The organism is Nocardiopsis camelliae (assembly GCF_028993595.1).
Taxonomy (GTDB): Bacteria; Actinomycetota; Actinomycetes; order Streptosporangiales; family Streptosporangiaceae; genus Nocardiopsis; species Nocardiopsis dassonvillei.
In genome coordinates this window covers 3,149,129-3,162,092 of record NZ_CP118614.1, presented here as the reverse complement: position 1 = coordinate 3,162,092, position 12,964 = coordinate 3,149,129, and the positions used below count along the sequence as shown (strand labels likewise).

11 protein-coding genes are annotated in these 12,964 nt (G+C 72.0%); 8 read left to right on the top strand and 3 right to left on the bottom strand.

Features of this window, described 5'->3' with window-relative positions:
• Positions 1–348 precede the first annotated feature (348 nt).
• The gene (locus PV789_RS13800; protein WP_274977811.1) at positions 349–2,322 is read left to right on the top strand and encodes a BCCT family transporter; all 1,974 of its coding nucleotides are present in this window, start codon (positions 349–351) and stop codon (positions 2,320–2,322) included.
• A 79-nt stretch (positions 2,323–2,401) separates the two neighbouring features.
• Here the strand turns inward: PV789_RS13800 and PV789_RS13795 are convergent, their stop codons facing one another.
• Together PV789_RS13795 and PV789_RS13790 are read right to left on the bottom strand one after the other, a co-directional pair.
• A complete protein-coding gene (locus tag PV789_RS13795; RefSeq protein ID WP_274978134.1) occupies positions 2,402–3,700 on the bottom strand; it encodes an MFS transporter in 1,299 nt (432 codons plus the stop codon).
• A 26-nt stretch (positions 3,701–3,726) separates the two neighbouring features.
• Positions 3,727–6,693, bottom strand: coding sequence for an FAD-binding and (Fe-S)-binding domain-containing protein (locus PV789_RS13790; RefSeq protein ID WP_274977810.1), 2,967 nt, complete (start codon positions 6,691–6,693; stop codon positions 3,727–3,729).
• A 150-nt stretch (positions 6,694–6,843) separates the two neighbouring features.
• Here PV789_RS13790 and PV789_RS13785 point away from each other — a divergent pair, with 150 nt between their 5' ends.
• Positions 6,844–8,400 carry a helix-turn-helix domain-containing protein gene (locus tag PV789_RS13785; protein ID WP_274977809.1) on the top strand — a complete coding sequence of 519 codons (1,557 nt, stop codon included), beginning with the start codon at positions 6,844–6,846 and terminating at the stop codon, positions 8,398–8,400.
• A gap of 141 nt (positions 8,401–8,541) precedes the next feature.
• Here PV789_RS13785 and PV789_RS13780 read toward each other — a convergent pair whose 3' ends face one another.
• Entirely contained in the window at positions 8,542–8,901 is a 360-nt protein-coding gene (locus PV789_RS13780; protein WP_274977808.1) for a hypothetical protein, read from the bottom strand.
• Between the two features lie 263 nt (positions 8,902–9,164).
• Here PV789_RS13780 and PV789_RS13775 point away from each other — a divergent pair, with 263 nt between their 5' ends.
• The 6 genes from PV789_RS13775 to PV789_RS13750 all read left to right on the top strand — a co-directional run bounded on the left by PV789_RS13775 (position 9,165) and on the right by PV789_RS13750 (position 12,957).
• Positions 9,165–9,773, top strand: a complete 609-nt coding sequence (locus tag PV789_RS13775) for a dihydrofolate reductase family protein (protein ID WP_274977807.1) — start codon at positions 9,165–9,167, stop codon at positions 9,771–9,773.
• 195 nt (positions 9,774–9,968) lie between these two features.
• Positions 9,969–10,490 carry an ATP-binding protein gene (locus PV789_RS13770; protein WP_274977806.1) on the top strand — a complete coding sequence of 174 codons (522 nt, stop codon included), beginning with the start codon at positions 9,969–9,971 and terminating at the stop codon, positions 10,488–10,490.
• Between the two features lie 277 nt (positions 10,491–10,767).
• The gene (locus PV789_RS13765; RefSeq protein ID WP_274977805.1) at positions 10,768–10,962 is read left to right on the top strand and encodes a hypothetical protein; all 195 of its coding nucleotides are present in this window, start codon (positions 10,768–10,770) and stop codon (positions 10,960–10,962) included.
• A 107-nt stretch (positions 10,963–11,069) separates the two neighbouring features.
• Positions 11,070–11,960, top strand: a complete 891-nt coding sequence (locus PV789_RS13760; RefSeq protein WP_274977804.1) for a dihydrodipicolinate synthase family protein — start codon at positions 11,070–11,072, stop codon at positions 11,958–11,960.
• A gap of 104 nt (positions 11,961–12,064) precedes the next feature.
• The gene (locus tag PV789_RS13755; protein WP_274977803.1) at positions 12,065–12,703 is read left to right on the top strand and encodes an alpha/beta fold hydrolase; all 639 of its coding nucleotides are present in this window, start codon (positions 12,065–12,067) and stop codon (positions 12,701–12,703) included.
• Positions 12,700–12,957, top strand: coding sequence for a hypothetical protein (locus tag PV789_RS13750; RefSeq protein WP_274977802.1), 258 nt, complete (start codon positions 12,700–12,702; stop codon positions 12,955–12,957). Before PV789_RS13755 ends, PV789_RS13750 begins: the two co-directional genes overlap by 4 nt.
• Positions 12,958–12,964 lie beyond the last annotated feature (7 nt).

Below are 12,964 nucleotides of genomic sequence, written 5' to 3'. Positions count from 1 at the left end.
ACGGCCCGAACCACGCCCGGCGGCCCGGCCGCCTCGCGACCCGACCGACACGACGAGCCCCGGAAACAGCTCGTGGGCAGGCACGGTGAGCCGCGGCCAGGAGCCCTCCGGGACATCCGACGGGTATCGCGACAAACGGTGACCGGAGCTTTCCGACATCAGTGCGTGCGCGCAGAGGCACACGTACTGTGCGGTGGCGCATCCAACGGCATCGGCTGCTAGTTCCGCCGGGACCGGGCGACATGGTCGCCGGTTCTCCCGCCCTTTCCATCGACCTTTCCGGCGTGCGTTCGTGCCCCCGGGCACGGTTCGCGCTCCTGCTCCACTATTCGTGAGGCTGTGTTCGCCATGCCCGAAAAACCGCACAAAGACAAAGAGCAGACGAGCCGCCACGGCAAAGAACCCGAGGACGAGAAAGGCAAAGGCCGGTCCTCGGGCTCGCCGGGCCGAAAGGGCCACACAGCGCTCGGAAGCCTGGACTACCAGCACCCCACGTACCCCCACGACACACACCCGGTCCTCGTTCCGGGCATCTCTATCGACGACCAGCGCCGCAGCTACCGGGTCGACTGGCTCGTCTTCGCGATCGCCGGCTCGCTGACGGTCGCCTTCGTCGTCTGGGGCATCTGGTCGCCGGGGAGTGTCGCCGGGGTCGCCGAGACGGCGTTCTACTGGTCGACCGACAACCTCGGCTGGATGTTCAACGTCGTGGCCATCGTCGTGCTCGTCGCCACGGTGGGCATAGCGTTCTCGCCCTACGGGAGGATTCCGCTGGGCAAGGACGGCGAGCGGCCCGAGTTCAGCACGTTCTCCTGGACGGCCATGCTGTTCGCGGCCGGGCTGGGTGTGGCGGTCCTGTTCTGGGGGCCCTCGGAGCCGCTGGGCTACTTCATTTCACCGCCTCCGCTGACCGACGAGCCGGAGTCAGTCGAGGCCCTGCACACGGCGCTGGCCCAGATGTACTACCACTGGGGCTTCCACGCGTGGGCCATCTACGCGCTGGTCGGCGGGGCCGTCGCCTACGCCGCGTACCGCCGCGGCCGTCCCCTGCTCATGTCCTCGATCTTCCGCGCCCTGTTCGGCCGACGGCTCACCGAGGGTTTCGCCGGAAAGCTCGTCGACATCTTCGCGATCATCGCCACGCTCTTCGGCACCGCCGCCGCCCTCGGTATCGCGGCGATGCAGATCGGCTCCGGCGTCAGCATCGTGTCGGGCGCCGGGGAGCTCACGAACAACACCCTGGTCGTGATCATCGCGGTCCTGACCGTCGGCTTCGTCGTCTCGGCCGTCTCTGGCGTGGCGAGGGGCATCCGGCTCCTGTCGAACGTGAACATCGTGCTCACGATCGGCATCGTCGCGGTCTTCCTCTTCCTCGGCCCCACACTGTTCCTGCTGAACCTGCTCCCCTCGGCGATCATGGAGTACTTCGGCTCCCTGTTCGACATGATGGGCCGATCGCTCTCGTGGGGTCCGGAGACGCAGGAGTTCCAGTCGCTGTGGACCGTCTACTACTGGGCGTGGTGGATCTCCTGGTCGCCCTTCGTGGGCATCTTCCTCGCCCGCATCTCCCGCGGCCGCACCATCCGCCAGTTCACCCTCGGCACGATCATCATCCCGTCATCGCTGCTCTTCGTCGCCTACGGGGTGATGGGCGGCACCTCCATCTGGATGTACCGGGAGGGCGCCCCCGGTCTCACCGAGGGCATGCCCGCGCCCGAGGTGCTCTTCGCCCTCATCGACAACCTGCCGTACGTGGAGTGGCTGCCCTTCGTCGTGATCGTGGTGCTCGCGATCTTCTTCATCACCGCCGCGGACTCGGCGTCGGTGGTCATGGGCATGCTCACCACGCAGGGGGACCAGAACCCGCGCCTGTGGGTGGTCGTCTTCTGGGGCCTGGTCATGTCGGGGATCGCGATCGTGATGCTGCTTCTGGGCGATGCGACGGCGTTGACGGGCCTGCAGCAGCTGGTGATCGTCACGGCGGTGCCCTTCGCGCTCGTGCTGGTCCTCGCCGTCGTCGCGTGGTTCAGGGAACTGCGCACCGATCCCCTCACCCTGCGCATGCACTACATCGACACGGCGATGGACAACGCCGTGACCGAGGGAGTGGACCGCTACGGCGACGACTTCTCCCTGAAGGTCGTGGAATCACGGCCCGGGGACGGAGCCGGGGCGGGTATCGACTCCACCGACGAGAGCTACACGGAGTGGTACCAGCGCACCAACGAGGAGGGCGAACCGGTCGGCTTCGACTTCGGGACCGGGGAGTGGGCCGACGGCTACGACGCGGACACCGGTGAGACCTCGCCGACCACCTCGTAGGCCCGCGGCACCGACCCACGCAACGGTCACCCCGCGCGGTGGGCGCCCCGGTCCGGGGCGCCCACCAGCGGCGGTCGCGTCAGGGGGCGGATTCGTCGGCGAGTCCCAGGTCGGTGCCGCCGGGCTCCTTGACGACGGAGACCGCCGCCAGGGAGATCAGGCACAGGACCATGATGTAGACGCCGATGGAGAGGGGGGTCCCCGTGCTCTGCTCCAGGGCCTCGGCGATGGTGGGGGCGAAGGCACCGCCCAGGATGGCGCCCAGGGCGTAGCCGATCGCCACACCGGAGTAGCGCACCGACGCGGGGAACATCTCCGCGTACAGGGCCGACATGGGCCCGTAGGACAGGCCCAGGCCGAAGGTCAGCACGACGATGGCGGTCGCGAAGAGCCAGATGTCGCGGGTCTCCATCAGGAGGAAGAGCGGGATCATCCACACGAACACGAAGGCGTAGCCGATCTGGAAGGTGCGGACCCGGCCGATGCGGTCCGACAGCACTCCTCCGTACAGGGTGAAGACCAGCCACCCCACCGCCCCCGCGACCGTGGCGAGCAGGACGGAGGGCCGGGACAGGCTCAGCGTTGTGGTGCCGTAGTTGATGAAGTAGGCGATGAGCAGGTATCCGGCCGCGTTGTTGGCCACGAAGACCAGCGCCGTGAGCACGACGTTCCTGGCGTTGCTCCGGAAGAGGTCGCGCAGCGGCGCCGAGGAGGTCTTGGTGCGCTGCTGCAGCTCCTGGAACACCGGGCTCTCCTCCACGGCGCGCCGCACGAGGTAGCCGGTGACGATCAGCGTCAGGGAGAGCAGGAACGGCACCCTCCACCCCCACGCCTGGAACTGCTCCGGGGTGGTCACCGACGTCAGGACCCACAGGACACCGGTCGCCAGGATGAGCCCGATCGGCACCCCGATCTGGGGGAAGGAGCCGTACAGCCCGCGGCGGTCGCGCGGCGCGTGCTCCACGGACAGCAGGGCGGCACCGCCCCATTCGCCTCCCGCGGAGAAGCCCTGGAGGACGCGCAGCAGGACGAGGACGACGGGCGCCGCCACGCCGATCTGCTCGTAGGTGGGGAGCAGGCCGATGAGCGTGGTGGCCGCACCCATGAGGAGCAGGGTCAGCACGAGCATGCGCTTGCGGCCCAGCCGGTCGCCGAAGCGGCCGGCGATGATCGCGCCGAGCGGCCGGAAGAGGAAGCTGATGCCGATGGTGGCCAGCGAGATGAGCACGGCCAGGCCGGGCGCCCGCTCGTTCACCGGGGCGAAGAACAGGGGGCCGAACACCAGGCCCGCGGCCTGCGCGTAGATGAAGAAGTCGTACCACTCGATGGTGGTCCCGGCGAGCGTTCCGGCGAGGACCCTGCGGTCCTCGCGGGTCATGGCCCGGGACGACGGCGACGCGTTCGTCACGAGGAACTCCGTTTCTCCTTGGGGGGTCTGGTGGCGCGGTCGAGCGCCACCAGGACTGATTCGTAGGGGTGTCCTGTGGCGTGCTGGAGGCCGATCTCGCAGGGGCGGTTGCCGCTCACGTAGGCGTCGGCCGTGGTCCCCGCGAGCTCGGCGGCCTCGCCGCGGGTGGCGCTCTCGGTCAGCTCGCGGCGCAGGAAGCCGCGGTCTCCGGCGAACCCGCAGCAGGTGGCGGTGACCGGCTGGACCACCTCCTCCGCGAGGGCGGCGGTGAGGGCGTGCAGGTCGTCGGCGGTGCCCAGGTGGCCGGCCGCGCAGGTCGGGTGCAGGACGGCGCGGTCCAGGCGGCGGGTGGGCGTGAGCCGGGGCAGCAGTTCGGTGCGCGCCCAGGTGAGGGCGTCGACCACGGTCAGGGAGGCGTGCCGGGCGCGGTTGCCGGTGTCCAGGACCACCGGGGCCTCGCGCAGGACGCCCAGGGTGCAGGAGGCGGAGTCGACCACGACGGGCAGCCTGCCTTCGTCGGACCACCGCCACAGTCGTTCCACCAGTTCGTTGGCGGTGTGCGCGTGTGCGGCGCGGTAGCCCTTGCTCTGCCACACGGTGCCGCAGCAGGTCCCGGCGACGTCGGGAGGTGTCCACAGGGTGCGGCCCGCGCGGTCGGCCAGGGCGGGCAGCGCGGCCGTCACCGTGGTGGGGTCGGCCGCTCCGGGGGGTGCTCCGAAGATCCGGTTGACACAGGAGGGGACGTACACCGCCTCGGTGCCGGCGGGCCGCTCGCGGGGGCCGCGCCGCGGGGCGGGGGCGGGCCCGGGCGTGGCGGCCAGCCACTCCGGTACCAGCTCCGCTCCCAGGATGCGTCGGGCCAGGAGGCTGGCCGCCCGCACCGGCCGGTCGCCGACGGCGTCCGCGCACGCCCGTGCCAGGCGCAGCAGCATCCTGGCCAGCCGTTCCGTCACCGCCCAGCGGCGGGCGAGGGCCAGCGCGCCCCGTTCGGCCGCGGCGCCGTGCCGTGCGTGGCGGAGGTCCTTCATCGCGTGTCCGGTGTCGATGCCCACGGGGCAGGCGGTGGCGCAGGACCCGTCGCCGGCGCACGTGTCGACGGCGGCGTAGCCGTACTCCTTCTCCAGTTCCGCGTCCGAACCGCCTCTGCGGGCGATCTCCCGTCGCAGGACGATGCGCTGGCGGGGGGTGGTGGTCAGGTCGCGGCTCGGGCAGACCGGTTCGCAGAAGCCGCATTCGATGCACCCGTCCAGCAGGGGCGCCACGGCGGGCAGGGTCTTGAGGTCGCGCAGGTGGGAGCGCGGGTCGTCGGTGAACAGCACGCCGTGGCCGAGGATGCCGTCGGGGTCGAGGGCGTCCTTGACCCGGCGCATCATCCCGGCCAGGCGGGGACCCCATTCGCGTTCGAGGAAGGGCGCCATGTTGCGTCCGCTGCCGTGCTCGCCTTTGAGGGAGCCGTCGAAGCGGTCCACCACGAGCGCGACGACCTCCTCCACGCAGCGCGCGTAGCGTTCGACGTCGGCCGGGTCCGCGGGGTCGAACACCAGGGTGAAGTGCAGGTTGCCCGCCGAGGCGTGTCCGGCGACCGAGGCGTCGAACCCGTGCGCGGCGAGGACGTCGCGCAACGCGACGGCGGCCTCGGCGATCCGCGCGGGGGGCACGCAGACGTCCTCGCCGAGCAGGACGGTGCCCGGCGGCCGGCTGGCGCCCAGTGCGGTGAGCAGCCCCTTGCGCACGGCCCAGAAGCCGTTGGACACGCGGCTGTCCCGGGTGAACTCCCCGCCCAGGGCCGCTCCGCGGACGGCTTCGCGCGCCTCGCGCTCGAAGCGGTCGAGGTCGGCCGGGTCCGAGGAGCGGAACTCGACCAGCAGTCCGGCGTCGTGCGCGCCGATCGCGTGCGTCCACTCGGGTGCTCCGGCGATCGAGCGCGTGGACCGCAGGGAGAGGTTGTCCAGCAGCTCCGCGGCGCGGGCGCCGAGGTCCATCAGGGCGGGGACGACGGCCGAGGCGGCGGCCAGGTCCGGGAAGCGGAGGAAGGCCGTGGTCTTCCACCTCGGGTTGGGGACGGTGCGGAAGGTGACCTCCTCCAGGAATCCGAGGGTTCCCTGGGAGCCGATGAGCAGCCCGCGCAGGATCCGCACCGGGGTGTCTCCGTCGAGGAGGGCGTCGAGCCGGTAACCGCTGGTGTTCTTGATGGCGAACTTGCTCCTGACCCTTGCGGCGAGGCGCGGATCGGCGCGGAGTTCGTCGCGGAGGCGCAGGAGCCGTGCGACGAGTTCGGGTTCGGCGCGGGCGAGTTCGGTGTCGGCGTCGGGGGCGGCGGTGTCCACCCGTGTGCCCGAGGGGAGCACGATGCGCAGGGACTCGACCGTGCGGTAGGAGTTGGCCCGCACCCCGCAGGTCATGCCGCTGGCGTTGTTGGCGACGACCCCGCCCACGGAGGCCGCCGCGCTGCTGGCCGGGTCGGGTCCGAGCATGCGCCCGTACGGGGCGAGCCGGGCGTTGGCCCTGCTCAGGATCACACCGGGTGCGCTCCTGAGGATCGCGCCCTTCTCCTCCACGCTCACGTGGTCGAAGTGGCGCCGCACGTCCAGCAGGATGTCGTCGCCCTGGGCCTGGCCGTTGAGGCTGGTTCCGGCGGCGCGCAGGACGACGCGCCTGCGGTTGCGGGAGGCGAAGCGGAAGACCTCGGCGACGTCGTCGCCGGTGCGGGCCAGCACCACGACGCGGGGCGTCTGCAGGTAGGGGCTGGCGTCGGAGGAGTAGCGGACCAGGTCGGTGGCCGAGGTCAGCACGTTCTCGGCGCCGACCGCCGCGGCGAGGTCGTCGGTGCCGTCGTGGTCCGCCCGGTCGTTCAGCGGCACGCGCTCACCACCGCCGCCGCGGGGGCCGGGGGTCCGGGGGTGGTCGGCCCCGTGTCTGGACACCTGGGGTCCGGACTCCGGTTCGACGTGGCGGGGTGTCACGGTGTTCCTCCTGGGGGGTTGCCGGACGGACAAATCCCGAGTAGGACAACAGTGGGCGAAAGCCGCATGGCAAACAATGTCGAGGCCGACCCTCATTTCCCTTCCGGGGTGTCGGCCCGCACACCGGGCAGGGGCGTGACGATGGCCACCATGGCGATGGGAGACCTCACCGACATGCTGCGGCCCGAAGTGGTCAGGCTCGCGGTGGGCGACGCCGCTCTCCCGGTGGGCGGGGTCGAACTCCTGGACGGCAGGTCGCTCGACGCCGTTCCCCCGAAGTGCCTCCTCCTCGCCCTCGGGCTGGACCTCTCCTCGCCGGAGGCCGTCGTCCGGGCGCTGCGCCTGGCGGCCCAGGCGGCCGGGGCCCTGGCCGTCAGGTGCGCGGGAACCCTGCCCCCGCCGGTCGTGGAGTCCGCCCGGGCGGAGGGGGCCACCGTCGTGGCGGTCAGCCCGGACATCCCGTGGAGCCGCCTCTACGGTCTGGCCTCCACCCTGATCGCGACCCAGCCGACCGGCGGGGATCCCGCCCACGACCCGGGCGGCGGCGACCTGTTCTCCTTCGCCAACTCGGTCGCCGCGGTCTGCGGCGGCGCCGTGGCGATCATGGACACCGAGCAGAGGATCGTCGCCTACTCCAACCTGCCCGACCAGCCGATCGACGAGACCAGGCGGGTGGGCATCCTGTCCCGCCGGGTCCCGGACCACGCGCTCCCCCACCACCTGAGCGGCGACCTGTGGCGCAGCGACTCCGTGGAGTTGATCCGGCGCGAGGGTTATCTGCCCCGGCTCGCCGTGGTGGTCCGGGCCGGCGACGCGGTCCTGGGGTCGCTGTGGGCGGTCTTCCCGGACGAGGGCGCGATCGTGGACTGCGAGCAGGTGCTGGCCACCTCCGCCAAGCTCGCCGCGCTGCACCTGCTCGCCATCCGCCGGCGCCTGGACGCCGAACAGGAGGGACGCAACGCCGCCCTCCAGACGGCGTTGCGGGCGCCGGGCCACGCCGACGGCGCGCTCCACCTGCCGGGGAGCCTGGTCTGCGTCGCCGAGACGCGGGGCCCGGACCGCGGCCCCGACCACCAGGCGAACCTGATGCGCGCCATCGGCCTGCTCGAACTGGACGCCCGTTCCCTGGGCCACGAACCGGCCGTCGCCCTGGTCAAGGACCACCTGTACGTGCTGCTCACGACCGCGCCGGGCCGTTCGGTGACCGTCCCCACCCTGGCCGACCACTTCCACCAGCGGGCCACCCGCCTGCTGCGCACCGGCCTGCTGCTCGTTCGCAGCGAACGCGTCCGGGACCCGCGGGAGCTGCGCCAGGCCCGCGACGACCTGGAACGCGCCGTCAGCCACCTGCGTGACTCGGGCGCGCGGCCCGGGAGCTACGCGGCGTGGGAACTGCACGGCGAGATCGTGCGGCAGCGGCTGTTCGAGGCCGTCCGGGCCGATCCGATGCTGCGGACGGGGTTCGGCGGTCTGGTCGTCGCGCACGACGGCGAGCACGGAACCGACTACCGGCGGACGCTCCTCTCCTACCTGAGGAACTTCGGGGACGTCATGGCCGTGGGCTCCGAACTGACGCTTCACGAGAACACGGTGCGCAAGCGGATCAGGCGTTCCCAGGAACTGTTCGGTTTCGCCCTCGCGAATCCGACGCACCGGTTGCTGCTCGAACTGGAACTCGGTGCGGAAACGCCGGACGCCGTATCCTAGGGGGTTCGCCCGACCGGCTCCCGCGGCCCCATGGCCGAGGGGCCGAACACTGCCGCCGCCCGCCGGTCCCGGTTCGTGCGGGGTGCGCTAACCGGACGGGCGGGGCGGGGCCGGAGCCCGGTCCGGAGGTGTCGCTCCGCGTCAACCGCCGCCGTCGGTCCGCGACGGGGCGTCCGGCCGCGCGTACACCCCGGCCGGGCCGACCACCAGGTGCGTGTGGCCCTCCGGAGCGGTTTCGACGGCCTCCTCGACGTGGACGAGGAACAGTCGCAGTGCGCCGTCCTCGGCCGTGGCGTCCGGGAACAGTTCACCGACTCCCTCCATGGACCGCAGGCACTCCCCCAGCATCGGCGGGTCCACGTGCAGCAGGTACGGCGGGTTCAGGTCACGGCCCCGCCACCGGCGCAGCAGGACCCCCGTCCGGTCGGGGAGCCCGTCGGCGGAGCCGTCGTCCGCGTCGAGTGCGCGCACGAGCTCGTCGAACAGGAGTGTGTCGTCCATGAGCCCTCCCACCTGCGCCGCAGGTCCTGACGGCGTTCCCGGCACCGCCCACGGGGCGGCGACTGCTCCATCAACGCGCGGGGCACGAACGTCGGCTTTCCCTCACTGCTTTCGCGACACACGCCGACGATGACTTCTCCCACCCCGTCCGGTCTACCCATGACGGGCCGCAGGCAAGGCATCGTCGTGAAGTCTGCGACGTGTCCTGCTCAGCACCGCTACGGCCCTCATCCGGGTCTTGAGAGAACAGAAGCAGGAGGACCATGAGCAAGGTGGTCGTCGACATCTCCGTGTCCCTCGACGGGTACGTCACCGGACCGGACGCCAACCCCGCACAGGGACTCGGCCGCGACGGGCAGCCCATCCAGGGATGGGTCACGTCTGCTGAGCGTTCCCCCCAGGACGCCGCCATTCTCCGGGAAGGCTTCCGTGCCACCGGGGCAGTGATCATGGGGCGCAGGGCCTTCGACTTCGTCGACGGCGCCCACGGGTGGCAGGGCGATCGCGGATACGGCTACGAGCAGGACCAGTCCCAGGCTCCGCCCGGCTTCGTCGTCACCCATCGGGCTCCGCGCCGAAGACGCCACACCGTCGGCTTCACCTTCGTGACCGACGGCGTCGCTTCCGCCGTCTACCAGGCGACGAAAGCTGCTGGGGGCGGGGAGGTCGTCATCATGGGAGGAGCTGACGTCGCGGGGCAGGCGTTGGCCATGGGGATGGTCCACGAACTCCGTGTCCACCTGTCACCCGTCCTGATGGGAGCGGGCACGCGACTGTTCGACCATGTCACGGAGCAGATCCCGCTCACACAGCAGGACGCTGTCGTCACGCCCTACGCGACGCATCTGACGTACCGCGTCGGCCGCGCTTGAAGCACACGGACCGTCACCACGTGGCAGACCGGGACCTGCGGGGCCGCGGTATCCCGTTACGCCGCGACGGCCGGGGCGGCGGTTCGGACGTTGCGCGCACCGTTGAACAGGAACGATCTTGGGCATGTGTCCGATGGCGGTTCCTGGGGTCGCTCGGGTGAAGCGGTGCGTCGGCTGCTCCGGGAGGGAGGACGTGTGGGACGGATCCCCGTGGTGTTCCTGCTGGTCGGCTTGACCGGATCGGGAAAGACCACCTACGCGCGGACCGTGCTGGAGCCGCGCGGTGTGGTGCGGTTGTCGGTGGACGAGGAGGTCCACCGGCGGCACGGCCGGTACGGGGTGGACTATCCGGAGTGGGAGTACTTCGAGCGCCAGGCCCCGGTCGTGGAGTGGGTGCGCGAGCGTCTGGTCGCGCTGGTGGCCGAGGGACGTGACGTGGTGATGGACCACGGTCTGTGGCGGTGTGCTGAGCGGGCCGGGTGGAAGAAGCTGGTGGAGTCGGCGGGGGCGCGGTGGAGGTTGCTGTACTTCCCCGTGGGACACGAGGAGTTGCTGCGGCGGTTGTCGGAGCGCAACCGCCGCCGGGACGCCAACGCGTTGACGGTCACGCCGGAGGCGCTGGCGGACTTCGTGGCCAGGTTCGACCCGCCGGAGGGTGAGGGCGAGGAGGTCATCGCTCCGGGGTCGTTTCCGCGTGGGTCGGCCGCCACCGGGTGAGGATCCGGTGGGCTTCGCCCCGCCTGCCGGGCGGGGTCCTGGGGCGCGGTGGAGGGCCGACGGCTCCGAGGCCTCTCCGCACCGAATGCCGCGGCGCCGGAAACCGCGAAGCCGTTCGGGGCCGTGCCCGTACAGGGCGGGTCGGACGGGGCGGCGGAAACCGGGCGGATACGCTGCTGGGCGGGGAGGGCCGCGGTTCTCGCGGCGATGGACTCCCCGCTCTCTCGCACTCTCGCGGCGCGCGTCCGCGATCCAGGAAACAGTGAGGTGGACGGCGATGGACAAGCCGCGTGGGAAGGACTCGTTCTCGTTGCTGTACAGGACGGGGTTCCGTATCAACTACGCGCTCCTGCACGTCATGGGCCCGGCGTCGCTGACCCCCGAGACCGATCCGCAGCACCGCGCGAAGAGGGAGTACGAGCGCCGACGCGAACTCCACCGGGCGTGGAAGGCGCACCAGCGGTCCCGGTAGCACGACCGTGCGGAAGGTGTTCTCCGCCGCCGAGCCCCCGCGACCCGCAGGGGGCGGGGCCGGGCGCCCGTCCGCCGTACCCGCCCCGCACACATGAGGGAGAAAGCATGTTCACCGGCCTGAGCGCCTTTCCGCTGACCCCGTTGGACGACGACCGCTTCGACGAGCGGGCCTACGCGGGGCTGGTCACCCGCCTGGCGGAGGCGGGCGTGGACTCCATCGGGGCGCTGGGATCGACCGGCTCCTACGCCTACCTGGGCCGTGAGGAGCGCCGCCGTGCGGCCCGGACGGCGGTACAGCACGCGGACGGCACACCGGTGGTCGTCGGTATCGGCGCGCTGCGCACCTCCCACGTGCAGGCGCTGGCCCAGGACGCCCAGCAGGCCGGTGCGTCCGCCGTGCTGTTGGCCCCGGTGAGCTATCAGCCGCTCACCGACGAGGACGTGTTCGCGCTCTACGAGACCGTCGCCGCCGAACTGTCGGTGCCCCTGGTGGTCTACGACAACCCCGGCACCACACACTTCACCTTCTCGACCGGACTGTACGCGCGCGTCGCCGCCCTGCCCGCCGTGGCCGCGATCAAGATCCCGCCGGTGCCCGCGGACCCGGCGGCCGCCCGCGAACGTGTGGCGGCGGTCCGCGCGGCCGTCCCCGACCACGTGACCATCGGGATCTCCGGTGACGGCGTCGCCGCGACGGGGCTCAACGCGGGCTGCCGGGCCTGGTTCTCCGTGGTGGGCGGAACCCTGCCCGCCGCCGCTCTGCCCCTGGTCCGCGCCGCGCTGGGCGGTGACGCCGAGGGGGCGGCGGCGGAGTCGGAGCGGCTGCGTCCGCTGTGGGAGTTGTTCGCCTCCCACGGCAGCCTGCGCGTGATCGCCGCGATCGCCGAACACCTGGGGCTGGTGGCCCCCAACTGCCTGCCCCGCCCGATCCTGGGACTGCCCGCCGCCGAGCGGGAGCGGGTGGCCCGTGTGGTCGAGCAGCTGGGCCTGGTCTGAACGGCGCCTGCGGGGACGTCTGCCAGCGCCCCACAGCCAGCGGTCCACGCCGCGACACGGGAAATACGGTTGCGGCCAGGACGCACCGGGCCCAGGATGATCCGGTGCAGACCCGAGAGACCACACTCGACCTCGGCCACGAGGCCCTGGCCGCGCTGGACTTCGGCGGCGCGGGTGCCCCGGTCCTCCTCGTGCACGGCAGCGGGCACAACGCGGCCGCCTGGACGGACGTGGCGGCCCACCTGACTGACCGCTGCCGGGTCGTCGCCGTCGACCTGCGCGGACACGGCCGTACCAGGGCCGACTCCCACGACGCGGAACAGTACTGGCGCGACCTCGCCGGCGCGGTCCGGGCCCTCGGCTGGGAGGACCCCGTCCTGGTCGAGCACTCGCTGGGCGGTTACGCCGTCACCGCCGTGGCCGCCAGCAGGCTGGTCCGCCCCGCCGCGGTGTGCGTCGTCGACGGGCTCGTCCTCAACACCCGCGAGGAGGCCGTGGCCAACCAGGAGCGGTGGACCACACCCGAGGCGATGGAGCGGGTCCGTGCCCGGTTCGGCTACGGGTGGTCCGCCTCCCCCGAACAGGCGCGCGAGTACATCGAGCGCGGTGTGCGGGAGGCCCCCGGGGACGAGCTCAACAGGGACTGTCGCCCCGGCCTGGTTGCGCGGCGTGCTGGAGCGCTCCTTCAGCAGGGACCAGCACACGTGGCTGCGGCGTCCGCCCCCCCGAGCAGATCGCGGTGATCAGCGCCCCCGCGCCGGACGCGGCCGTCTACCCCAGCGTGGACGTCTACGAGCGCCTCACCTGCCCGCTCACGGTCGTCCTTCCCGACCGGGGCTTCTACGCCGCGCGCCGCGACGAGGTGCGGGCCGTCGTCGCCGCCCGCCCGGAACGGACGCTCGTGGAGATGCGCGCGCACCACAACGTGCCCATGGCCCGCCCGCGGGAACTCGCCCACGTCATCTGGGACACCGTGCGCGCCCGACCCACCGCATAACCGGAGA

Coding starts and splice junctions, on each gene's coding strand:
- PV789_RS13800 (WP_274977811.1), top strand. CDS start 349: ATGCCCGAAAAACCGCACAAAGACAAAGAGCAGACGAGCCGCCACGGC.
- PV789_RS13795 (WP_274978134.1), bottom strand. CDS start 3,700: ATGACCCGCGAGGACCGCAGGGTCCTCGCCGGAACGCTCGCCGGGACC.
- PV789_RS13785 (WP_274977809.1), top strand. CDS start 6,844: ATGGCGATGGGAGACCTCACCGACATGCTGCGGCCCGAAGTGGTCAGG.
- PV789_RS13780 (WP_274977808.1), bottom strand. CDS start 8,901: ATGGACGACACACTCCTGTTCGACGAGCTCGTGCGCGCACTCGACGCG.
- PV789_RS13775 (WP_274977807.1), top strand. CDS start 9,165: ATGAGCAAGGTGGTCGTCGACATCTCCGTGTCCCTCGACGGGTACGTC.
- PV789_RS13765 (WP_274977805.1), top strand. CDS start 10,768: ATGGACAAGCCGCGTGGGAAGGACTCGTTCTCGTTGCTGTACAGGACG.
- PV789_RS13760 (WP_274977804.1), top strand. CDS start 11,070: ATGTTCACCGGCCTGAGCGCCTTTCCGCTGACCCCGTTGGACGACGAC.